This is a genomic window from Deltaproteobacteria bacterium CG11_big_fil_rev_8_21_14_0_20_49_13, from assembly GCA_002796305.1.
Classification (GTDB): domain Bacteria; phylum UBA10199; class UBA10199.
On the sequence record PCWZ01000054.1, the window covers coordinates 1 to 24,329 of the forward strand.

Genomic DNA, 24,329 nt, shown 5'->3' on the forward strand with positions numbered 1-24,329 from the left:
CCGAATTAGTAGCGATAGCGAAGATATCCGTCGCGCAGAGTGGAGGGGGGACTTCAGCGTTTATCCAAAACTACGGCATAACTGCTAAAGCGCCTCGTTTAGAAATCGCACAGATCGCATTTAGATCAAGCCCGGATATAAAAACGTTGAAGCCTATTGTGAGTAATTACGATCTAGATCTTCCTCGAATATCTTTCGGCGAAGAATTTGGGATTGAAGATGTTGAGTCGTGGGCTAAAGAGGCGCTTCGCATGAGGGGGCTGGATGAAAGCATGGCAGATAGCCTCTATGCAGACATGAAGAGGCGGGATGCCGGGATTAGCCTCCTTTTTGAGCTTTTGGTCCAGTTAGAAAAAGATGAATCTGGTCTTAAAGCAGTAGCGACAAAAGGAAATAAACAATTATCGCGTTATCTTCTTTCGAAGATGGCAGGGTTCGATGTTAACTTGAATGATGGCGTTAGATATTCGGAAAAGGCGCTTGGCGACCTCTATGAGCTTTGCACGGAACTTCAGTTGAAAGGTGTAGCAGGTGGTGAATTGGGCCTTCATTTGGGCGTAGAATTATTTAACGATCGCCGGCTTCAAAAGGTTTTGTGGCTTCTTAATAGCATAATAAGAGTAAAAGGTATCCTTGGTTCCGATGTAGAAACAGAAATTGCTGGTATTTTTGCAGAGATAGGTGGAGCCCAAGGGCCGCAGATCACGGCTAGCGCAGAAAATGTAGGCGATATTATCGTAAGCACGGACGATGTTTTCTTAAAACTCTTCAGAGAAAGGTTTAAGATCGAAGGTCGCCAGGTAATAATGGGAGAGATCGAGGCTCTGGAAAGAGAATGGGGCGATCTAAAGGTATTTTACACATTGGTTGCGAGGTTTTCGGGTAATAGCGGTTGGAGGCAAGAGGTTCCGGTCATTGGAAGAATCGCCAGGACCGTTCTTGATAGAAAATTCCACAGATATAAATACGAGGGATTTGAGGGTGATGCCGAAGATATTAAAAAGGCCAAGGCCCAACTTGCCGCGCTTGGAAGCGACGACGCCGTGGCCGGCTGGAAGGCAAATTATTCAAAGGTCGAAGTCTACGACCCAGTCGGAAGGTCAGAAGGCGCTAATCAAGAGACCCTACTCGCCCGGTCAAAGGATATGCTGACGCAACAGGTCAAGGGTCATGTGGAAGATGCGTTAAGCGGAAAAGGAGAGGTCGACCAGGTGAAAGTAGATGATATCAAGGCCGAGATAAGAGGAGATCCGAAGACGCCCACGGTTCTAAGGTTCAAGAAAAATCGAGGAGCTCTAGTTCGAGCGTTGTTCGATCTATTGGAAGAGGCAGGCACATTTGGCGAATATCAGAAGATAGTAAAGCTGATAGGGGCGAATGACGGAGCAATGGGTTTATCCGGGCAGTTGAAGGAAGATGTAAAGACCTTAGACGATCTGCTTCAATATAAAGAGAGCTCAAGCGAAGGCATTATATTCACGACTACAACAGATGACCCCAAATTACTATTAATGACCGGCGATCTTGTAGACACATCTTCATGTCAGAATTATCGCACGGGAACTCATATAGGAACACTTCCCGGATACGTAATAGACGCGGATGTTAAGCTACTTTTAACCTATCTTGTTCGTGAGAATGATTTTGTGAGCGCGGCCGAATATAAAAGAGCCAAGGCTCTGGTGGCGTCCGGAGCCGTGCCTACGTTTATAGCGGCGAAGCAAGTATTAAAGATAGGGGATATAGAGTTCAGCCTACCCAGGGCATATAGAAGACACGTTGTAAAACTTGGGAAGACCGAAAAAGGTTCTGCAGGTCTTGCGTTAGAGAGAGGATACATTCAGAACCATCCCGCCGAAGGTGCAATGGAAGAACAGGCGATGGACGTCTTTGAGACACTTGCAAACGCTAGCGGAGCGAGCACAGGAGTAGAAATAACGGCCTCCGGCTCCCGAAATCCGGGAGGCGTTTATAGCGATGCATCCGGTGGCAGTAAAAAAGACGAATACAAAATGAAAGGCGTTGAAAAGCCGAGGAAGCCCAAGTCAGACGACCCTCCACCTTCGCCGCCCCCGCCTCCAGTAGCCCCATCAGACCCAACGCCTCCTGCTGAGGCCCGTCATCCCAGCGAAAGACAGTAAGGATGACAGAAAAGCGAGCCCTATCCATTTGAACCCCCTCAAAAGTGTCGGACGCCTTTTTGGGGGGACCTTTTATATAAGCGCACCCATTGGTCATGGGAGTGGTTATATCCAAGTCGAGTAACGCAAATTAAATAGTGGAGACTGTTGAAAAGGTCCTATTTTACTGAGGGTAAATGGGGCCACCCATTAGCGACGGTGTCAAGGACAACTGCCCCATCTGCGGCGGCTCTGGCAGGGTTCCCGCCCAATATAAGAACGATTAAACCACCGGTCACGGAGCAAATGGATAATAGTCTTTATTTATCAAGGGTATTGTTGACCCCCGGGGTTATTCTGCATATGCACTTGACTACTCAAGTGCATATGTAGGGGGGTTATAGCCAACATCTTGATATTCAAAGGCATTTGGGCTGTTTGCTCCGTGACGGGCGGTCAATTAAAAAACTTAGCAACTTTTTCACCATATGGCCGATATCACTATGTCGATGCCAACCGAGATCACCCTGTCGGCATATTGGAAGACCTCTACTTTTATATGCTTGGCATCGCTCAAAGTAAAAACGCAGATTCTTGCCGCCATGATCGCCTATTTACTTAGTGATGATATTACGATATTCGCTGAAGGCGAAGATCTCTATGCCTGATGCCATGGCTGTTATAGCCACGCTACTGCTATTGAATGAGCCAGTGTCGAGGATCCCAGGCACGCTTCCTGCTGTATCCCGCTACCCCCCTAGATCCCAGCTTATGCTGCCTCTCTAAATTCTACCGGACAGCAGTGGAAGAACTCCCTATTTCTGTAAAGTTGATCGTGCCAGTTCGTACATCTCCGGCCAATCGTCCAGTTCTTCGGGATAATCTCCGGTAAAGCAGGCGTCGCAGAACCATTCCTTTGGCGAGGCCTTGGCGAAGAAATAGAGCGCCTCATGCGAGAGATAACCCAGCGAATCCGCGCCTATGAACTTACGGATCTCTTCTATCGATTTAGAACTTGCGATAAGTTCCTCGCGTTTTGGGGTATCTATCCCATAGAAACACGGCCATGTGGTAGGGGGGCTCGAGATACGCATGTGGATCTCTTTTGCGCCGGCGTCCCTCAGCATCTTGACTATCTTCATGCTCGTTGTTCCGCGAACTATAGAATCATCGACGCAGATGATCCTTTTCCCATTTATAAGTTCTCTTATGGGGTTCAGTTTTATTTTGACCCCAAAGTGACGGATCTCTTTTTTGGGCTCGATGAAGGTCCTCCCGACATAGTGATTCCTTATGAGCCCCATCTGAAAAGGAATGCCCGACTCTTCCGAATATCCTATCGCCGCAGGAACGCCTGAATCAGGAATGGGAATAACGATGTCGGCTTTGACCGGATGTTCCTTGGCAAGCTCTTTTCCAAAACCGACCCTTACATTGTAAACATCGCGGCCGTAGGTATGAGAGTCCGGGCGCGCGAAATAGATATACTCGAATATGCACTGCGCCACCTTCTTTTTGGGCGCAAAGGGCCTTATGCTCTTGATACCGTTCTTGTCACATATGATTATCTCACCCGGCTCCACTTCGCGGAGATATTTTGCGCCGACAAGATCAAGCGCGCACGTTTCGGAGGCGAACACTATCGACTTCTCGCCGCCCCCGTTAACTTGCAGCTCTCCCATTACAAGGGGGCGCCATCCGTTTGGATCGCGCACGGCTATAAGCCGGCTTTCTGACAAGAACACAAATGAGTAAGAGCCGTTGACCTGCTTTAGGGCGTTTATCAATCTATCTTCAAGAGAGTCTGTACCGCCCTTTGCGAGAAGATGCATGACCACTTCCGAGTCGACCGTTGCCTGGAATATAGAGCCCTGCTTTTCCAAAATGGAGCGCATCTTTTTGTAATTCGTAAGATTCCCGTTGTGGGCCACGGATAGCCAGCCGTGGGCATATTTTATGACGAACGGATACGCATTCTTGAGCGATGATTCGCCCGAGGTTGAATATCTGACATGCCCTATGGCATTGTTCCCGGGAAGTTTCAGAAGTTTCTCGCGGGTGAAGATGTCGCTCACATGCCCCATCTCGCGGAGTTGATGCAATTTATTTCCGTCGGAGGTAACAATCCCGGCAGATTCTTGTCCTCTATGCTGAAGGGCGTAAAGGCAGAGATAGGCCAGATTGGCCGCTTCGGGATGGTTATATATTCCTACTATTCCGCACATATTTTATTGTCATTGCGAGTCCGCCTTTGGCGGGCGAAGCAATCCAGTTCGCTTACTTGGATGCGGGAGATTGCTTCGTCGCTTCGCTCCTCGCAATGACCTCTATACAGCCGTTCCAAAGTTTATAGATCTCATCCATGTCGATGGAGATGAGGTTGTTAATTATCAGCATCTTTCCGCCGACCGCACCTATTATCTTTGCGGGACAGCCGAACGATTTTGCTATCGTTAAAAGAAGCTCTTCGTCTCCCTTTTTGCAGGTGATTATCATCCTAGAGGCGCCCTCGCCGAATAGAAGGGCGTCTTTTCTGATGGGGGGAACGACCGTCTCGGAAGACGTTTCCCCCCAAACCCCTCGGCTCACCGCTGGCAAAGCCAGACGGTTCGCCGCTGTTGTATCGTCTTCGATCATAATTTCTGCGCCGATGGTCTTTCCGTTATCCTGCATGGCGCACTCTGCAACGGCAACCGCCAGACCGCCGTCGCTTATATCGTGCGCCGACCTGACAATTCCGCGGCCGATGGATGCGAGCACCGCCTTATGAAGATGTTTCTCTCTGTTAAAATCAAGGGGCGGCGGCATTCCCGCAACTTTTCCGTGGATCTGTTTCAGATATTCGCTTCCGCCCAGCTCTTCGGTGTTCTCTCCAAAGAGAACGATCACATCCCCTTCATCTTTAAAGAACTGCGATGTGTGGGTCTTTATGTCGTTCAGAACTCCTACCATTGCAACGCAAGGTGTCGGATATATCGCCTCTTTTCCGGTCTCATTGTAAAAGCTCACATTTCCCGAAACAATAGGGGTTCCGAACTCCTTGCATGCCGCGGCCATGCCAAGGCACGATTGTTCGAACTGCCACATGATATCCGGCCGCTCCGGATTTCCAAAGTTAAGGCAATCGGTCACCGCCCGCGGCTCGGCCCCGCTTGCCACAAGGTTTCTGGCGTTCTCGGCTATCGCATGTGCCGAACCCCAATACGGGTCCAGATAACACCAGCGCGGGTTGCAGTCGACAGTCATGGCAACGCCTTTATCTGTCCCCTTAATTCTAAGGACCGCGGCATCACTTCCCGGCAGGACGACCGTATCGGTCCCGACCATATGGTCATACTGACGATATACCCACGACTTGCAGGCAAGGTTTGGCGAGCCGATCATCTTCTTCAGCACAGCGTTATAATCTTTGGGCTCTTCTATTTTCTTAAGGTCGAGCTTCTGGAGCTTTTCCTGATTCGTTGACTTTTTGATAGGTCTTTCATAGACTGGCGCCGCATGGACAAGAGGCGCGATGGGAAGTTCGCAAACAGTCTTCCCGTACTGACGAACCCGCATGACACCGTCGTCGGTAACTATGCCTACGACCTCGGCATCGAGGTCCCACTTTTTGAAGATGTCTATTATCTCCTGCTCGCGGCCTTTCTGCGAGACCGCAAGCATCCTCTCCTGCGATTCAGAAAGCATTATCTCATAAGGAGTCATTCCCTCCTCGCGAAGGGGAACTTTGTCGAGGTCCATCTCAATGCCGGTCCCGGCGCGCGACGCCATTTCGAACGATGAACTGGTAAGACCTGCCGCACCCATATCCTGAATGCCGACGATGGCGTCGGACTTCATCGCCTCAAGGCACGCTTCGAGCAGGAGCTTTTCTGTGAAGGGATCGCCGACCTGAACGGTTGGCCTTCTCTCTTCGTTGCCACATCCAAAGACGTCGGACGCCATCGTAGCGCCGTGGATGCCGTCACGTCCGGTCTTACTTCCAATATAGATCACCGGATTGCCGACTCCGGATGCGAATCCCTTGAAGATATCCTCTTTGCGGACGATGCCGGCCGTGAAGGCGTTAACAAGATTATTTCCGTTGTAGCATTCGTCAAAATATACCTCGCCGCCAACCGTTGGAATACCCATGCAGTTGCCGTAGTGCGCTATCCCAGCAACGACACCCTTCAACAGGTAAGGCACCTTTGGATGGTCTGCGGAACCAAAACGAATGGAGTTAAGATTCGCTATGGGACGCGCACCCATTGTAAAGACGTCCCTTAAAATTCCGCCGACGCCGGTCGCCGCCCCCTGAAAGGGTTCAATGAAGGAAGGGTGATTGTGCGACTCCATCTTGAATGCAACGCAAAGGCCGTCACCGATATCAATGATGCCGGCATTTTCTCCCGGACCTTGAATAACGAAAGGGCCGGATGTCGGAAGTTTCTTCAGATGAAATTTTGAGCTCTTGTACGAACAATGCTCGCTCCACATAACGGAGAATATCCCGAGCTCGGTTATATTAGGTTCCCTTCCCAGGGCTTTTTTTAAGCGCTCGTACTCTTCATCCGAAAGTCCGTGCTGTTTTACCACGTCCGCTGTGACTTTTGTATCCTGTTTCATAGTTAACAGCCAGCAAAGTTAAATTCTTAACCTTGCTTGCCTTGCTGGCCTGTGACTTTGCTGGCCAATATTGATTCAAACACCTTCAATCCATCCACTCCGCCTAAAATGTCCTCGCTTATTCGTTCCGGATGAGGCATCAGGCCAAGAACGTTCCCTCGTTCATTGGTTATGCCTGCGATATCCGCTATGGCGCCGTTGGGATTTTCACCGTGATATGAAAATGCTATCTGCCCCTTTGCCTTAAGACGTTTAAGCGTAACTTCATCGCAGAAATAGTTTCCGTCGTTGTGGGCGATGGGAACGGTTATAACCTCACCCTCCTCATATTTGCCGGTGAACGGTGTCTTATTGTTCTCTACCTTTAGCTTCACGTGCTTACAAATGAATGAAAGTGTGGCATTTCTCATGAGGACGCCCGGAAGGAGACCGGATTCGGTAAGGACCTGAAAGCCGTTACAGATACCTATCGTAAGACCGCCGCTGTTGGCAAAATCAATTATCGACTTCATTATGGGCGACTGTTTTGCAATGGCCCCGCAACGAAGATAATCACCGTAAGAAAATCCGCCTGGAAGGATTATGCAATCAACATTCTTAAGGTCCTTTTCCTTGTGCCATAAATAGACCGCTTCCTGACCCAGGACGTTCTTAGGGACATTGAAACAATCGCGATCACAATTTGAACCGGGAAAGACCACTATTCCAAATTTCATAAAGGCGGCCAGCAAGGTTTCATGGCAGCAATACCCGCAAAGTTAAAATTCTTAACCTTGCCGGCCTTGCCGGTCTTGCTTGCTTTGCTGGCTAGTTTTCTATCACCTCAAATCTATAACTTTCTATCACCGTGTTCGCTAAAAGTTTCTCGCACATATCTTTTACGTGCGCCTCTGCCTCGCTCTTTGAGACCTTGCCAAGCTTAAGCTCAATGAACTTTCCGATGCGAACGTCCATTACCTCATTAAACCCGAGCGTTGCAAGGGAGTGCTTCACGGCCTTACCCTGAGGGTCCAATACGCCATTTTTAAGCGTAACGTAGATTTTTGCTAGCATATTTTATTATCGAGGCATGAAACAAGAAACAAGAAGCATAATCTTTCATGCTTCTTGCCTCCTGCCTCCTGCCTCCTGCTTCTTATTTAGTTATCTCCCTTAATACCTCTTCAACGGTCCTCATGTTCTTGAACCAAAGGCGCCCCGTTATCTCGTTGCACGCGGCCTTGTAAAGTTCGGAGACAAGCGCGCTTAGGCCTGCCGAAAGTCTTTCGGGACGGCTCACGACCGTCTTTTTCCATTCAACGCCGCCCGTTCTCTTTGCCTCTTCTACCTCATTATGCCACGGGGTTCCCCTGTAGTTCATGCGAAGGATCTCTTTGCTTACCGGAACTCCGCCGTATGTGAACCTGCATTCATCAAGGGTCCCAACGGTGTCTAAAAGGATCATCTCTCTATTTTCATCGAAACCGAATTCCACCTTGCCGTCTTCATTCGTAAGCTTTGCCTTGCCGGCCTCTTTGGTAAGAAGCTCATCTATACGAAGGATGTTCTTCTGCAGAAGAAAAAGCTCTTCTTCGCTCAGGCCCGAGATATCCTTCGCCTCATCCCATGAAAGATATCTGTCCGTCGATTCCATCTTTGTCGAAACATCGAATATGGGCTTATTAAGCTTCGTGCCCGGCGTCGGCATTTCTTTAAGACCGATAGATTCTAGTTTTAGCGAACCGTCCTTCAGGCGTTTGAAGACGCTCGAACCTTCGGGAAGTGAATTTCTGTATATGACCTCCAGAGGTATAAGGAAATTATTCTTTTCGTTCTTAAAAATTTTGTAATCATAAACGGAACCTGTGACCCGAGGCCTCACAACGCGGACAAGCTTCACTTCCATTGAGCCCTGCGGACCTTTGAGGTCTTTAAGTCTCTTTGGTTTTCCGTCCTCGACCACACCTAAGTAATGGGTCTTGACCCCTTCTTCTTCGAGGCGCTCAAAGAAATAGGCGGATGTGATACAAAGTGCGGCGCCTTTGCCGTATATATGATCGGGCATTTCACCCCAATCAAATACCGAGTATCTGTCCGAAAAATTGAATACGCCCCTGCCGGTAGAGTTTTGTGTCGCCGGCTCGATAACCGTAAAATCTTTTACGCTTCCCATATTTTGGCCAGCAAGGCAGGCAAAGCCAGCAAGGCAGGCAAGGTTAAGAATCTAACTTTGCTGGCATTGCTGGCCTGAAACTTTGCTGGCATATTATTTGAAAACCCTTCTATAAATCGTATCCACATGCTTCAGGTGATATTTAAGATCGAAGAGCTTATCTATATCGCCCGGCTTTAGATATTTTTTGATATCTGCGTTTTTCTTTAAAAGTTCATTGAAGTCCGCATTTTTACCGGCGCGTACATCCGCCCACACCTTCATCGCGTTCTCCTGAACCACTCTGTAGGCGTCTTCGCGCGTCATCCCTGCCTCGATCAATGCCAAGAGGATCCTTTGTGAATGGACAAGTCCTCCCAACTTTGCAAGGTTTCTTTTTGTTGAATCGGGATAGACAACAAGGCCATCAAGCATTTTAGTAAGGCGCGTGAGCATGAAGTCGATGAGTATCGTAGAATCGGGGCCTATCACTCGTTCAACGGAAGAATGGGAGATGTCGCGTTCGTGCCAGAGCGCAACGTTTTCCATGGCCGCAACCGAATTGGCGCGGACTATCCTCGCAAGGCCGCAGAGATTTTCGGAAAGAACGGGATTTCTCTTGTGCGGCATGGCGCTGGAACCTTTTTGACCCTTCGTAAAAGGCTCTTCGGCCTCAAGCACTTCCGTGCGCTGAAGATGTCTTATTTCTGTGGCTATCTTTTCAATAGATGAAGCGATCAAGGCAAGCGTTGAAAAATAGTGTGCGTGACGGTCCCGGCTTACTATCTGCGTTGAGACAGGTTCGACCCCCAGCCCCATCTTCTTGCAGACATATTCTTCAACCTCCGGCGGAACGTTCGCAAATGTCCCCACGGCCCCGCTTATCTTTCCTACGGAGACATGTTCTGCCGCAAGTTTTAGAATTTCTTTAAGGCGGCTGAACTCGGCGTACCATATGACGAACCTTATTCCAAAAGATGTCGGTTCGGCATGGATCCCGTGAGAGCGCCCGATCACCGGAACATCTTTAAGTTCAATGGCGCGCTTTTTAAGCACGCCCAGAAGTTTATCTATATCTTCAAGTATAACGCTCGTGGCAATTTTTAGTTGATAGGCAAACGCTGTATCTAGAACATCGCTCGAGGTCATTCCCATGTGGATGAAACGCGAATCGGTACCCACGCTTTCGGCAACTGCTGTTAGAAATGCAATGACATCGTGCCTTGTGGTCTTTTCTATCTCTTCAATACGGGAAAGATCCACACTTCCTGCCTTCTTTTTTATGACCTCAAGTGAACTTTTAGGGATCTTTCCTAACTTTCCCCACGCTTCGCAGGCGTGAACCTCAATATCGAGCCACGTTTTGTATCTAAAACCATCGCTCCAGATCTTTGAAACTTCCTCTCTTGAATACCTGGGTATCATATTGATATTATTGGGTTTTATTTGACCCCTTGGGGAACGTAGCGGACTATATATAAGAGAAATGTTTTATGCAAGCGGATAAAAGAGGTAATATGGAACTCGGAATAGACAGGAATTATTGGAATCTGCCATGGATCACATCTGTTTGATAATGCGGATATAATCTTTCATCGTCTCGTACGCCATGCACGATATAAAATTGAAGAATGGAACACTGTTACCATGATTCGTCTTAACAAGTGCCGTAATATAATCGGCCCTGACAACGGGCGGTATAATGGCTATAGGGTATCCATTCTGCAAAAGAACAAGGTTCATAAGAAGCCTTTCGACCCTTCCGTTGCCATCTACGAACGGATGGATGTTCGCTAATTCCAGATGGACATGCGCGGCCAGCTCTACGGGATGTAGCCTATTTCGTAAATCTTGAAGTTCCTTCACGAATCTTTCCATTTCCGATGGAACTTTCGCCGCCGGAGGAGGGATATAATCGGTCCCGGTTATTACGACGCCCGTTTTTCTATAATGACCGGCCTCATTTTCGTTTATCCTGTGATAAAAGAGACGGTGGAGTTTTAAAATATCCTGTTCGGCAAATCCTCTCTTCTTCGCAAGTTCACATATCTCGTCGTAGGCATCGCTGTGGCCCAAGGTTTCCATGTGGTCATTGACCGGCTTTCCTGCTATCGTTATGCCGTCTTCAATGACCACCTTTGTTTCGCTTTCGGTGAGGGTATTCCCTTCCACCGCATTGCTTGTGTAGGTAAGGCCTATACGAAAATACTCCTTGAGCTGTTTTAAAACATCCGGCTTAAGCGGTCGATATTTATCCAGCTCGTTCTTTAGCTCCGCAAGCTTTGAGAACTTCGAATCGTACAACATAGCGATGCTAGAATATCATATACGGGATAAAACTCAACAAACAAAAAACCCCTCCATCATTTCAACCTTACAAGCTCGTCCCATTTTCTTTCGGGAACGGAGCGGGTCAGATACCAGACCTCCTTATAAAAGGTTATAAAATATGCGCAACTTGCAATATTCTCATTGACGATAATACTCTATGGGGGTATACTGTATCCTAACAAAGGGAGATAAGCATGATAAACCAAGAGACAAAAGAGGCTTCACTTGCAAGGCTAAAAAGAGTAGAAGGGCAGATAAGGGGGATACAGCAGATGGTCGAAGCCGAAAAATACTGCATCGAAATAATAAATCAGATCAATGCGGCGCGCAGGGCCTTGGAACAGGTGGCATTACTTGTGATGAAGAGGCACATGGGAAGCTGTCTCGCCGATGCGATCAAGACAAAGGGCGGAGAAGATAAGATAAATGAACTGATAGAGTCGATAGACCGGTTCATAAGGTGATACTATGAAAAACCAATTTGTTTTCTGGTCATTTATCATTGGTTATTTGCTGATGCCTAATTTTGCATTTGCGCAGACCTTGACCCTCGATGAGGCGATAAACGCCGCCCTTTCAAACAACCCGTCCATCATCGCGGCAGGCGAAGAGACGAACGCTGCACGGGCCAGACCTCCGCAGGCGGCCACCCCGCCCGACCCTTCCTTTATGGTTCAGGCAACACAGGTACCGACCGACACATCAGATATCAACAAGGGTATGATAGAGTACATGGTGCAACAGGAGATACCCTTTCCCACCAAGCTCGTCTACGGTCACAAGGAGAAACGACATGAAGCGGACGCCATCTCGCATCAGCGTGATTCCACCGAACAGACCGTTGTAAGGGATGTAAAGCTCGCCTATTTCGAAGCATGGGGATTGCAAGAAGAAGAAAGGATCAATCGACAGACGCTTTCCATATACGATCTGAACAGAAGTATATCCGAAGCGGCCTATGCGTCCATGCAGGGTCCCATATCCGATCCGGTGCGGGCAACGGTCGACCTAGGCGAGATCGAGGCAAGACTCGCCATGATAGAACAGGAAAGAATTGAAAAACTTGCCGGACTTTCGAGCCTCATATCGTCTAATATCGAACCTGCCACTAAAATATCGGAACCTTCAAGACCCCCGGCTGTCGAACCGCTTGAGGATCTGATCGAACGCTCAAAAACACAAAGACCGGAAATAGCCTCGGCAGAGAACATGGTAAGCGTCGGTAAGGACGGTCTTGCGCTTGCCAGATCACAATATGGTCCGGACCTCACGTTAAGGGCCGGATACATGGACATGCCCGACGGTTTTAAAAACGCATGGATGGGAAGGATAATGCTCTCCGTCCCTCTTTGGTCTCTTTCCAAACAGCGATTCGCCGTTCGTGAATCAAAGGCAATGCTCGACCGTGCCTATTCCTTAAAGAAAGAGGTCGAGCTCAACACCATAGCGGAGATAAGATCAAGCTACGCACGCCTCATTTCATCAAAAAAGATAATCGATATCTACGCGGGAAAGGTAGTGCCTCGCGCCCGCGTACTTCTCTCTTCTTCTCAAGAGGCCTACAGGTCCAAAAAGAGCGATTTCTTGAACATCGTCGACAGCATCAGGAGCCTAAACAATGCTGAGCTCATGCTGGTGCGCGCAAAGGTGGATGAGGCCAAGGCCTACGCCGATCTTGAAAGAGCCGTTGGCGGAAATTTGAAAGAAGGAGAATGACATGAAAAATAGATATTATTGTATTGGCGGCGTTATTCTTGCCGTTCTTATCTCAAGCGGCGGTGCTTATTATTGGTATTATTCTCACAATGCTGGGGACTCGCGCACTTACGCACTTACGCACTTACGCACTCCTTTATACCACTGCCCCATGCATCCGACCTACACATCTGACAAACCCGGACAGTGCCCCATCTGTGGGATGAATTTGGTGCCTGTCATCCTGAACGAGCAAAGCGAAGTGAAGGATCTCCCGAATACAACTGAACAAGGAGATTTTTCACCGCCGGAGGCGGCTCAGAATGACAAGAGGGCTGACAGAACAAGCGTAACGATATCCTTGGACAGACAACAGTTGATAGGCGTGAAGACAGATATCATAAAAAAGGCAGGGGCGATAAAGGAGATAAGAACGGTGGCAAGCGTTGCCTTTAATCCGGAACTGGCGGTCGCACAGACCGAATATCTTGAGGCAAAGAAGATGGGCGACAACTCCCTGGCATCTGCCGCACACGACAGGCTCATCATACTCGGCATGAACGATAAAGAGATAAAGAACCTGAAAAAGGCGCAACGAGGCCTCTTTCTTCCCGGCAAGGACGCTTTGATATATCCCATAATATATGAATATGAACTTCCCTTTGTAAAAACTGGCGGAGATGTCACAGTGGAACTCCCGGGAAACCGGACGTACAAGGGAATAATAAGATCGATAGACACGGTAATAGACCCTGCCACACGCTCGGCACGTCTTCATGTCGAGATAAAGGATGTCTCCGACACGCTCAATCCGCTCTCATTCGGCAACGCCAAGATAAAAATAGCTCTGGGCGAAAGGCTCCTCGTTCCAAAATCAGCGGTGATCTCCACCGGTGAAAGAAATATCATCTTTATGGTCCATGACGGAACACATTTTATGCCGATGGATATTAAATTGGGTGCTGAATTAGAAGACAACTACGTGGTTGAAGATGGATTAAGTGAGGGCGACACGGTCGTCACAAGCGCCAATTTTCTGATAGACTCGGAGTCAAAGTTAAAGGCGGCGATAGGGACGGCGGAAGGCGGTGGAGGACATAAACATTAGGGCCGTCATTGCGAGGAGCGATAGCGCCGAAGTAATCCCCCGCAGAAGATTGCTTCGCTTACGCTCGCAATGACACACATAACATATGATAAAACGGATTATAGAAATATGCGCCACGAATAAGTTCCTTGTCATGATAATCGTCGGCGCGACGGTAATAGGCGGGATAATTGCGCTTAAAAATATCCGCCTCGATGCGATACCCGACCTTTCCGACACGCAGGTCATTATATATTCGAGGTGGGACAGGAGCCCGGATATCATCGAAGACCAGGTGACATATCCAATCGTTTCCGCTCTTCTTGGCGCTCCAAAGGTAAAGGCGATAAGAGGATTTTCGGACTTCGGTTTTTCATATGTTTACATCATCTTTGAAGACGGAACGGATATTTACTGGGCGCGTTCGCGTGTCCTTGAATATTTGAGCAAGATATTACCGCGTCTGCCTCAAGGCGTTCAAACAGAGCTGGGTCCGGATGCCACAAGCGTCGGCTGGATATTCCAATACGCGCTTATAGACAAGACCGGAGAGAACTCCCTTGCCGACCTTCGCTCATTTCAGGACTGGTACCTGCGTTATTATCTGCAGAGCGTTCCGGGCGTTGCGGAAGTTGCAAGTGTCGGAGGATTTGTCCGTCAGTATCAGGTGAATCTGGACCCCAATAAACTGATCGCCTACAATATTCCGATAACGACAGTGATGAACGCCGTTCGATCGGGAAATAACGATGTCGGCGGCAGGCTCGTTGAATTCGCAGGCGCGGAATATATGATCCGAGGGCGAGGCTATGCAAGATCAATAGAGGACATTGAAAATATAGTCGTCCGCGCAGATCCAAAGACGGGCACACCTGTCTATATCAAGAACCTTGGTCGTGTGGAGCTAGGCCCGGATATAAGACGAGGGATAGCAGACCTTAATGGCGGGGGAGATACGGTGGGCGGCATAGTCATCATGCGCCACGGTGAGAACGCGCTGAACGTCATAGAAAGGGTCAAGGAAAAGATAGAAGAGATAAAGCCTTCACTTCCAAAGGGGGCCGAAATAGTAACGACATACGATCGTTCTATTTTAATAGAGAAATCAATAGACACGCTCAAAGACACTCTAATAGAGGAATTGATCATCGTCAGCATAGTGATCCTTCTCTTTTTGTGGCACATACCTTCCGCCATCGTCCCTATCGTTACCATTCCCGTCTCCGTGTTGCTTTCGTTCATACCGCTCTACTTCATGGGCATCACCGTTAATATTATGTCGCTCGCCGGCATCGCCATCTCTATAGGTGTACTTGTGGACGGCGCCATAGTCGAGGTCGAGAACGCATATAAAAAATTGCAGCTATGGCAAGATTCCGGACGAAAAGGTGACTATCATAAAGTAAGGCTTGAGGCGCTGAAAGAGGTCGGGACATCGGTATTTCTCTCGCTCCTTGTCATAGCTGTCGCCTTTCTGCCCATATTCACACTGGTCGATCAGGAGGGAAGACTATTCAAACCCCTCGCCTATTCAAAGACCTTTGCCATGGCCATTGCCGCGGTACTCGCGATAACGCTCGACCCCGCGATGAGGATGTTCTTTACAAGGATGGATTTTCTGCACTTTAGACCCAGATGGCTCTCATGGTTCACAAATCAGATAACGGTCGGCAGATATTACGCCGAAGAAAAACACCCGATAAGTAAGACTCTCTTCAAAATCTATGAACCAGTCTGCCGAAGCGTCCTTAAATATCCAAAAAGGACAATAATCGGGGCCGTTCTCGTAATGCTCACTACCGTGCCGGTCTTCTTCATGCTGGGAAGCGAGTTCATGCCGCCCTTGAATGAAGGTTCTATCCTTTATATGCCGACAACGCTCCCGGGCATCTCCGTAACAGAAGCAGGGAAACTCCTCCAGAAACAAGATGAGATACTCAAATCCTTTCCTGAAGTCGAAACAGTGTTCGGCAAGGCCGGGCGCGCAGAGAGTTCCACCGACCCCGCCCCGTTCTCGATGATGGAAACGACCGTTATATTGAAACCGATGGACAAGTGGCCTGAAAAGATATCGTGGGATGAGCTGATAGATAAGATGAACAAGGCGATGCAATTCCCGGGCGTCACCAACGCATGGACAATGCCAATTAAGGCGCGTATCGACATGCTCTCAACCGGTGTCCGGACACCTGTCGGGATCAAGATCTACGGCAGCGATCTAAAAGAGATAGAACGGATAGGTGCCTCGATCGAAGGAATACTGAAAGATGTCCAAGGAACCAGGAGCATCTTTGCAGAACGCGCGGCCGGCGGCTATTTTGTAGACTTTGATCTCAAACGCGAAGAACTGGCCCGTTACGGGCTTTCGGTCGAGGATGCCGAAATGGTCATAACATCCGCGATAGGCGGCGAGAACGTTGGCACGACCATCGAAGGGCGCGAGAGATACCCCATAAATGTAAGATACGCCCGCGAGCTGCGTGATGACATTCCAAAGCTCTCGCGCGTCCTGGTCACCACCCCGTCCGGCGCGCATATTCCGCTGGCGCAGATAGCAGATATCAATATTTCGCTAGGGCCTTCGATGATAAGGGATGAGAACGGCATGCTTGCTGGATATGTATATGTCGATCTTGCCGGAAGAGATGTGGGAGGTTATGTCACAGACGCCAAAGAAGAGGTCTCAAAACGGTTGAAACTTCCCGAGGGCTACTCACTGCAATGGAGCGGCCAGTATGAGAACATGCTCCGCGTCCGCGAACGTCTAAAAATAGTCCTGCCGCTGACGTTCTTCATCATCTTCCTGCTTTTATATGCGAACACAAAGTCGGCGTTCAAGGCCGGGGTTGTAATGCTCGCCGTTCCCTTCTCCCTCGTCGGAGCGGTGTGGTTCCTGTGGATGCTTGGGTACAACATATCGATAGCGGTCTGGGTCGGCATGATCGCCCTTATGGGGCTTGACGCTGAAACGGGTGTCTTTATGATGCTATTCCTGGACTTGTCCTATAATGAAGCTGTGAAGAACGGCCAAATGAAGACAGAAGGAAATCTTGTAGAGGCCATAATTCACGGCGCCGTAAAAAGAATAAGACCAAAAATGATGACAGTGACAGCGGCCTTCATGGGACTGATCCCCATCATGTGGTCGTTCGGAACGGGCGCCGATATGATGAAACGCGTCGCGGCCCCGATGGTCGGCGGCCTTGCAACTTCATTTGCCATGGAACTCTTGGTCTATCCGGCGATATATTTCTTGTGGAAACAAAGGGAATTAAAAAAGTCAGGGCTCTAATATGCAGAACATTCATCCATTGTTCGTTCATTTTCCGATCGCCTTGCTGATATTTAGCGTCGCGTGCGATATTTTAGGAAGGCTCTTTAAAAAGGGTTCGCTGGAGAACGCCGGCTGGTGGAGCCTATTTTTCGGCATGATCGCCATAGCGGCGGCCGCAACAACAGGCCTTTTGGCGGCATCCTCCGCGCCGCATCTCGATGCGGCGCATGAGATCATGGAAGATCACGAACGTCTTCAGCTGATCGCCGGCGCAATATTTCTGATATTGTTCATAATAAGAATAGTGAACAGAACGCGCCTTCCGCAAATGAGACTGATGCTCGTATCATATATCGTACTTTCATTGATAGGTGTTGGGATCATCTCTTTCGGCGCGCATCTTGGCGGAAGGCTCGTCTATGAATACGGCGTAGGGACAAATATAATAGGTGAGAACATCCAGCACGATATCCATGATGGCGAACATCACCATCATAACGATACAGGGGAACCCAGTCATGGTGACTAGGACCCAAATACATGTACCCAAAGGAGGAAACGCTATGAAAAAGATACTGATCGCAACATGCGCAATGTTTGCGCTAACGGTTGCGGGGCGAGCGATCGCCGAAGAGGGACATAAGGGCCACATGCGTGGCCACGACGATGCAAAGGCCGCAACGCAGCAAGCGGCGGCGTACAAGTGCCCGAACCACCAGGACGTGACATCCGCTACGCCGGCCAAATGCCCAAAGTGCGGAATGGAGATGAGCAAAATGGATGGTTATAACATCAAATACCGGTGCCCGATGCATAAAGATGTCGTTGCTGACAAACCTGGAAAATGCAAGGAGTGCGGAATGGCGCTTGAAAAGGCTCCGGAGGAGCATCTTGGCATCCATAAATAACTATGGAATATCTTATCGGCATATTGAATTCTTCCTGGCAGATACTTTTGGACGCATCTATCTTTATAATATTCGGCCTGTTCGTGGCCGCGCTACTTAGAGCGTTCATATCTGCGGATACCATAGTAAAATACATGGGCGGCAGGAATATGAGGTCGGTCTTTCTGGCCGCCCTTTTTGGAGTACCCCTGCCTTTGTGTTCATGCGGAGTTGTCCCCACAGCCATCGGTCTCAGAAAACAAGGGGCAAGCAAACCCGCAACGGTCTCATTTCTCATAACAACTCCGGAATCGAGCGTCGATTCCATCGCAATTACCTATGCGCTTATCGATCCCTTGATGACGATATTCAGACCCATAGCAGCATTCATGACCGGCATCATTGCCGGCTTAGGCGAGATAATGTTCGGCAAAAAAGAAGACGAAAAAAGATCTGACGCTCATGAATGTCCGCATTGTCATGAAGACGAGGCAGGAGGCAGGAAGCAGGAAGCAGGAACAATAAAACATGAACATACGATGAAGGAACGCCTCTCTTCCGGTGCGCGGTTCGCGTTCGTGGACCTTTTAACGGATATAAGCAGGTGGTTTCTGATAGGAGTGGTGATAGCCGGCGTCATAAGCTACGCAATGCCCGTAAGCTTCATTGAAAATTACATGGGCGAGGGATGGCTCTCAATGTTCATCATGCTTGCCGTGGGGCTTCCTTTGTATGTATGCGCCACCGCATCCACACCGATAGCGGCGGCGTTGGTACTCAAAGGGATGAGCCCGGGCGCGGCCCTTGTATTCCTCCTTGCCGGTCCGGCAACAAATGCGGCGTCGCTCACGGTAATAGCCAACCTGCTTGGAAAAAGGACCGTCGTCATTTATATCATTTCTATTGCGACATGTGCGGTCCTTTTGGGAATGTTTCTCAACTGGCTCTATGCATATCTCGGAATAAACATCCACGCCTCCATAGGCCACGCGCATGAGATGATACCTGTGTGGCTTAAATGGGCGACGGCGGTGCCTCTCTCCATTGCAATAACGATCGCAGCTATAGTTAAGAAACAGTGACCAATATCCAAATCACAATGACGAATAAATGCTCAAATCCCAATAACACAATATTTAATGAGGCTCTTCTCCCGATCGAGCGGGTCATTTGCTGGACAAGATGGCGGAAAGAAGCGATTAGACGTGAATCATCTGTTTATAAATGAAAAGAAAGTTGTTTTCAAGCGCGACAAGTAGTTATCCACGCACGCGCACCAGCCCGTAAGGAGCTGGTGTGCGCGTGGGTGTAACTTTTTACTAACAATGCATTTGTCATTTTTTACTTACCCAAGAATGTTATGAGCCGCTCAGCATAAATGTCCTCAAATCACCCACTCACTTTGGAGAAGAGCCATTTATGATTTGAATAATTGTGATTTAATTCGTCATTGGAGCTTGGTCATTGATTATTGATTCTTTCGAGCCCGTGCATGTATGGGCGAAGAACTTCGGGGATAACAACGCTTCCATCTGCCTGCTGATAATTCTCTAAGATCGCAACTACGGTCCTCCCTACAGCGACACCGCTTCCATTCAAGGTATGAACAAATCTCGTCTTACCGGCCGAATCTTTAAAGCGAATATTCGCGCGCCGCGCCTGAAATTCCTCAAAGTTCGAACAGGAAGATATCTCTCTGTAGGAGTTCTGTCCCGGGAGCCATACCTCGATGTCGTAGGTCTTGGCCGATGAAAAACCCAGATCACCAGCACAAAGAGCAACAACGCGATACGGAAGGTTAAGCCTTTGCAGGACCATCTCCGCGTTTCCCGTTAAGGATTCCAGTTCGTTATATGAATTATCGGGATGCGCGAATTTAACGAGCTCCACCTTGTTGAATTGATGCTGGCGGATGAGGCCTCGGGTATCCTTGCCATATGATCCTGCCTCGCTCCTGAAGCATGCGGTATAGGCGGCATATCTAATTGGAAGTTCGCTCTCCTTTAATATCTCATCTGCTAACATGTTCGTAACCGGGACCTCTGCAGTCGGTATCAGATAATAACCTTCGGTCGTCTTAAAAAGATCGGCCTCGAACTTCGGGAGCTGCCCTGTCCCCGTCATCGCCTTGGCATTGACCATGTAGGGAGGCAAGACCTCGGTGTAGCCGTTCTCGCGGGTGGCGAGGTCCAGCATAAAGTTGATGAGCGCCCGCTCAAGCTGCGCGCCAAAACCTTTATATATTGTGAATCTTGCTCCCGAGATCTTCGCCGCACGGTCAAAATCAAGGATGCCCAGCTTTTCTCCGATATCGAAATGTTCCAGCGCCTTGAATGAGAACAACGGGATATTCCCCCATTTTCTTATCTCTTTGTTATCGTCCGCCGATGTCCCTTTGGGAACGCTTTCATGGGGGATATTGGGCAGTTCAAGGAGCTTATACTTAAGTTCGTCTTCGATCTTGGCCAGCTCCGGCTGGATCTCTTTAACGCGTGTAGCCGCCTTTTGCATGGAATCGATGATGACGCTTGCATCCTTCTTCTCTTTTTTAAGTTTGGCTATCTCTGCGGAGGCCTTGTTCTGTTCGGAACGTAAAGAGTCGAACTCCTGCTGAAGTTTTTTGCGCCTGTCGTTAAGGCCTTCTAAAGGTGAAAGGTCCTGCTCCTTTCCCCTTTGGGCCAACATGTTCTTGATAACATCCAGATTAGAGATTGCAAATTTGAGATCTAGCATAATAAAATGTCATCCTGAGGCCGGAAGGCCGAAGGATCTCGCGAATCAAATCATGTTAAGGAGATCCTTCGCTTACGCTCAGGATGACACTAATTCAATTACTTGTTCAGTTCCTGATCGATGACCACTTTAAAATCTGCATAAGGTCTCGCGCCTGAGAAGAATATCCCGTTAATAAAGAAAGAAGGCGTCCCTTGGGCTCCGACGGAGGCGCCGTAGGCAACGTTTTCTTCCACCTCTTTGGTGTATTTACCCTTATCCAGACATTCATCGAACTTCTTCATGTTAAGTTTGGTGGCCTTTGCATATTCTTTGAGCTTGTCCGGTTGCAACGCCTGCTGATGTGCCCAAAGCTCGTTTGAATAATCCCAATATTTTCCCTGATCGCCTGCGCAGCGCGCCGCTTCATGCGCCTTCTTTGCGAACTGATGGAACGAAAGAGGGAAATCGCGAAGGACATAGCGGACCTTATCCTTATACTCTTCGGTTATCTGCTTGATGGTCGGGCGAACTCGCGAACAGAACGGACACTGGTAATCCGTGAATTCGATTATAGTGATAGGGGCGTTCTTGGGTCCTATCGAAGGATTGTCGCCCACCTCGACCTCTATGCGCGGCGGAGAGAGAAGAACCTTAACATTTCCCGAGGCCTTCAGCCCGTTCAGGAGCTGTGCCCTCACGGCCTGTTTTCTTGACTGCTCAAGGTACGCCTTTATCTGACCTTCGGCCTCTTTAAATGACTTCCCGCCCATCTGTTCTTTTCTCTGGTCGTAGAATTTCTTGATATCTTCGTCCGTCGGGGCAGAGACCTTGTCTTCTATGTTCTCCTTCATGTAGTCATCGGCCGATTTACCCTGTTTCTTGGCGGCCTCTTCTATAAGCGTGGTTTCGACAAGTTCGCTCAAGGCGCCCTTCTTTATCTCATAGATCTCCTGGTCAACGCGCTGAAGCCTTCCCTTTATAGCGATATCAAGGTCGGCGTTGGTGATGTTCGCACCGTTCACCGTGGCGACCACTTCTGTAGGATTGGCGGGTACGACCACTGCGGTGGTGGTCCCCTTGTTGCATGACAGAAGAAGCAGGAAGCAGGAAGCAGGAAGCAGGAAACAAAGCGCAATTCTTTTCATTTTTTTCTCCCCATTATTGCTCATCCTGAAGTTTGAAGTCGAAGGATGAAGCTTTAGAATAAAAAGCCGTTCATGGTCAGGCCGGCCCACCATGAACGGCTTTCATTGTTACCAAAATCTAGCTAAATGTCAAAGTATAACGCAAATTCGTGAGGCACAGGCCTTAAGGCCACCGGCGCTATCTCATGTTTTGTCTTATAATCGATCCACATGTCTATGACGTCTTTAGTGAAGACATCTCCTTTCAGCAGGAATTCGCAATCCTTCTCAAGCGCCGCGATGGCTTCTCCTAGCGTTCCCGGAGCCTTCGGAACGTTCTTGAGCTCTTCGGGTGAGAGTCCGTAAATATCCTTATCAAGCGGCGGACCCGGGTCGATACGTCTCTGAATTCCGTCTAAAACCGCCATCATTATTGCTGAGAATGCAAGATAACCGTTACATGAAGGATCGGGCGTTCTGTACTCAAGTCGCTTGGCCTTGGGGGACGCCGAATACATAGGGATTCTGACCGATGCCGAACGGTTCCTGCTTGAATATGCAAGATTGATCGGCGCTTCGAACCCGGGGACAAGTCTTCTATAAGAGTTTGTTGTAGGATTGCAGAACGCGCTAAGCGCCGGCGCATGTTTCAATATGCCGCCAATACCCCAAAGGGCCATTTCAGAAAGCCCGCCATAACGATCGCCTGCAAATAACGGTTTGTCGTTCTTCCAGAGACTTATGTGAACATGCATGCCGCTTCCGTTATCTTCAAAGAGCGGCTTTGGCATGAACGTTGCGGTCTTGTTGTGCTTCTTGGCAACGTTCTTGATAATATATTTGAACCACATCAGCTGATCGCCGCTTTGAACAAGAGGCGCATACTTCATGTCGATCTCGGCCTGACCCGCCGTGGCAACTTCGTGATGCTGGCATTCAACATGGATGCCGACCTGTTCCATAACGAGCGTCATCTCGGTCCTTATATCCTGCTGGGAATCCGTCGGCGGAACGGGGGAATATCCTTCTTTGTAGCGCGGTTTAAAGCCAAGGTTCGGAGACTCTTCGCGGCCGCTGTTCCACCGGCCCTCTACCGAGTCAACATGGTAATAGCCGCTGTTGTGCGTCTGATCGAACCTGACGCTATCGAAGATAAAAAATTCCGCTTCCGGCCCGAAGAACGCGGTATCCGCAAGCCCTGTGGACTTGAGATAGCTCTCGGCCTTTTGGGCTATGTATCGGGCGTCCCTTGAATATGGCTGTTTGGTAATTGGGTCGAAGATATTACAGATAAGAGAAAGTGTCGGGACCGCATGGAACGGCTCCATAACGGCGGTCTTCGGGTCCGGTATGATTATCATGTCGGACGCATGGATCGGCTGAAAGCCCCTGATGGAAGAACCATCGAAACCGAATCCGTCCTCGAACGAACCCTCGTCAAGCTCGACCAGCGGCACGCTGAAATGCTGCCATACACCGGGGAGATCGACGAATTTGAAATCGACCATCTTCACCTTGTTCTCTTTCGCAAGAGCCAACACTTCCTTCGGGGTTGATACTGCCATTTTTGCAACTCCTATCCGCTCATCCTGAGCTTGTCGAAGGATGAACCGCTATATTTGGCAACGCCCATGGTTCGACAAGCTCACCATGAGCGTCGATAACTATATCGCCTCTCTTCCTGTCTCCTTTGTGCGGATCCTCATCGCCTCTTCGACCGGGATCACGAATATCTTTCCGTCGCCGATCTTTCCGGTATGCGCGGCCTGCTGGATGGCGCTGACCACGTCCGTTACAGATTCATCCGCAACGGTCACTTCTATTTTCACCTTTGGCAGGAAATCTACGATATATTCGGCGCCGCGATAGACCTCTGCGTGCCCTTTTTGGCGTCCAAATCCTTTAACTTCTGTGATGGTCATGCCGGTGACGCCGACATCTGTAAGCGCCTCTTTTACGTCGTCAAGCTTGAAGGGTTTGATGATTGCTTCGACCTTCTTCATTATGGGAAAGTTCGTCTAGCAGGAAAGATCTACAATGTCAATTGCGCTGTGATTAAAAGAGAGCATTTCAGGCTATCCGCCCAGATCTGAAGGCTTTTCTTCACATTACATTAGGAACCTTTACCCGCATCGTATTCAGCGAACGAGTGAGTTATCCATACCTCACGCGCCGGCGCCGAAGATGGCCGGTGCGCGTGGGGGTGTGGATAACTCGCCTCGCAAATCAAAAAAAATAAAGTTATCCACAGTCCGCACACACCAGCTCCTTACGGGCTGGTGTGCGGACTATGGATAACTTTCTTCAACTCCCTCCATTCTCTATCCAACATATACCTTATCCTCTTTATAAGGGGG

At 49.0% G+C, this 24,329-nt stretch carries 20 protein-coding genes; 9 read left to right on the forward strand and 11 right to left on the reverse strand.

Going from position 1 to position 24,329, the window contains the following annotated elements:
* Together COV46_05195 and COV46_05200 are read left to right on the forward strand one after the other, a co-directional pair.
* A partial coding sequence (locus COV46_05195) for a hypothetical protein (GenBank protein ID PIR17186.1) occupies window positions 1-2,141 on the forward strand: 2,141 nt, incomplete at its 5' end.
* Window positions 2,142-2,608: 467 nt separating this feature from the next.
* The gene (locus COV46_05200; GenBank protein ID PIR17187.1) at window positions 2,609-2,788 is read left to right on the forward strand and encodes a hypothetical protein; all 180 of its coding nucleotides are present in this window, start codon (window positions 2,609-2,611) and stop codon (window positions 2,786-2,788) included.
* A 147-nt stretch (window positions 2,789-2,935) separates the two neighbouring features.
* Here the strand turns inward: COV46_05200 and COV46_05205 are convergent, their stop codons facing one another.
* The 7 genes from COV46_05205 to COV46_05235 all read right to left on the reverse strand — a co-directional run bounded on the left by COV46_05205 (window position 2,936) and on the right by COV46_05235 (window position 11,166).
* On the reverse strand, window positions 2,936-4,345 hold the full coding sequence (locus tag COV46_05205; protein PIR17188.1) for an amidophosphoribosyltransferase: 1,410 nt from the start codon (window positions 4,343-4,345) through the stop codon (window positions 2,936-2,938).
* Between the two features lie 52 nt (window positions 4,346-4,397).
* The gene (locus COV46_05210) at window positions 4,398-6,728 is read right to left on the reverse strand and encodes a phosphoribosylformylglycinamidine synthase II (protein PIR17189.1); all 2,331 of its coding nucleotides are present in this window, start codon (window positions 6,726-6,728) and stop codon (window positions 4,398-4,400) included.
* A 26-nt stretch (window positions 6,729-6,754) separates the two neighbouring features.
* On the reverse strand, window positions 6,755-7,444 hold the full coding sequence (locus COV46_05215; GenBank protein ID PIR17190.1) for a phosphoribosylformylglycinamidine synthase I: 690 nt from the start codon (window positions 7,442-7,444) through the stop codon (window positions 6,755-6,757).
* 91 nt (window positions 7,445-7,535) lie between these two features.
* Window positions 7,536-7,781, reverse strand: coding sequence for a phosphoribosylformylglycinamidine synthase (locus COV46_05220; protein ID PIR17191.1), 246 nt, complete (start codon window positions 7,779-7,781; stop codon window positions 7,536-7,538).
* Window positions 7,782-7,863: 82 nt separating this feature from the next.
* Window positions 7,864-8,880 carry a phosphoribosylaminoimidazolesuccinocarboxamide synthase gene (locus tag COV46_05225; protein ID PIR17192.1) on the reverse strand — a complete coding sequence of 339 codons (1,017 nt, stop codon included), beginning with the start codon at window positions 8,878-8,880 and terminating at the stop codon, window positions 7,864-7,866.
* A 93-nt stretch (window positions 8,881-8,973) separates the two neighbouring features.
* Entirely contained in the window at window positions 8,974-10,284 is a 1,311-nt protein-coding gene (locus COV46_05230) for an adenylosuccinate lyase (GenBank protein ID PIR17193.1), read from the reverse strand.
* 135 nt (window positions 10,285-10,419) lie between these two features.
* Window positions 10,420-11,166, reverse strand: coding sequence for a cell filamentation protein Fic (locus COV46_05235; GenBank protein ID PIR17194.1), 747 nt, complete (start codon window positions 11,164-11,166; stop codon window positions 10,420-10,422).
* Between the two features lie 218 nt (window positions 11,167-11,384).
* On the opposite strand from COV46_05235, the gene COV46_05240 reads away from it, so the two are divergent.
* The 7 genes from COV46_05240 to COV46_05270 all read left to right on the forward strand — a co-directional run bounded on the left by COV46_05240 (window position 11,385) and on the right by COV46_05270 (window position 19,215).
* The gene (locus COV46_05240) at window positions 11,385-11,654 is read left to right on the forward strand and encodes a BCR family protein (GenBank protein PIR17195.1); all 270 of its coding nucleotides are present in this window, start codon (window positions 11,385-11,387) and stop codon (window positions 11,652-11,654) included.
* Window positions 11,655-11,658: 4 nt separating this feature from the next.
* Entirely contained in the window at window positions 11,659-12,906 is a 1,248-nt protein-coding gene (locus tag COV46_05245) for a hypothetical protein (protein ID PIR17196.1), read from the forward strand.
* 1 nt (window position 12,907) lies between these two features.
* Window positions 12,908-13,993 (forward strand): hypothetical protein, encoded by a 1,086-nt coding sequence (locus COV46_05250; protein PIR17197.1) that lies wholly within the window; start codon window positions 12,908-12,910, stop codon window positions 13,991-13,993.
* Between the two features lie 85 nt (window positions 13,994-14,078).
* Window positions 14,079-17,264, forward strand: coding sequence for a CusA/CzcA family heavy metal efflux RND transporter (locus tag COV46_05255; GenBank protein ID PIR17198.1), 3,186 nt, complete (start codon window positions 14,079-14,081; stop codon window positions 17,262-17,264).
* Between the two features lies 1 nt (window position 17,265).
* Window positions 17,266-17,775: a hypothetical protein gene (locus COV46_05260; GenBank protein PIR17199.1), complete on the forward strand. Its 510-nt coding sequence runs from the start codon at window positions 17,266-17,268 to the stop codon at window positions 17,773-17,775.
* Between the two features lie 34 nt (window positions 17,776-17,809).
* Window positions 17,810-18,154 carry a hypothetical protein gene (locus tag COV46_05265; GenBank protein ID PIR17200.1) on the forward strand — a complete coding sequence of 115 codons (345 nt, stop codon included), beginning with the start codon at window positions 17,810-17,812 and terminating at the stop codon, window positions 18,152-18,154.
* A 2-nt stretch (window positions 18,155-18,156) separates the two neighbouring features.
* Window positions 18,157-19,215 (forward strand): hypothetical protein, encoded by a 1,059-nt coding sequence (locus COV46_05270; protein ID PIR17201.1) that lies wholly within the window; start codon window positions 18,157-18,159, stop codon window positions 19,213-19,215.
* Window positions 19,216-19,594: 379 nt separating this feature from the next.
* Here COV46_05270 and COV46_05275 read toward each other — a convergent pair whose 3' ends face one another.
* From COV46_05275 to COV46_05290, 4 genes are all read right to left on the reverse strand, one after another.
* Window positions 19,595-20,866: a serine--tRNA ligase gene (locus tag COV46_05275; GenBank protein ID PIR17202.1), complete on the reverse strand. Its 1,272-nt coding sequence runs from the start codon at window positions 20,864-20,866 to the stop codon at window positions 19,595-19,597.
* A 98-nt stretch (window positions 20,867-20,964) separates the two neighbouring features.
* On the reverse strand, window positions 20,965-22,086 hold the full coding sequence (locus tag COV46_05280; protein ID PIR17203.1) for a hypothetical protein: 1,122 nt from the start codon (window positions 22,084-22,086) through the stop codon (window positions 20,965-20,967).
* Between the two features lie 29 nt (window positions 22,087-22,115).
* Entirely contained in the window at window positions 22,116-23,537 is a 1,422-nt protein-coding gene (gene glnA, locus COV46_05285; GenBank protein ID PIR17204.1) for a type I glutamate--ammonia ligase, read from the reverse strand.
* A gap of 99 nt (window positions 23,538-23,636) precedes the next feature.
* Window positions 23,637-23,975, reverse strand: a complete 339-nt coding sequence (locus COV46_05290; GenBank protein PIR17205.1) for a transcriptional regulator — start codon at window positions 23,973-23,975, stop codon at window positions 23,637-23,639.
* Window positions 23,976-24,329: the final 354 nt, after the last annotated feature.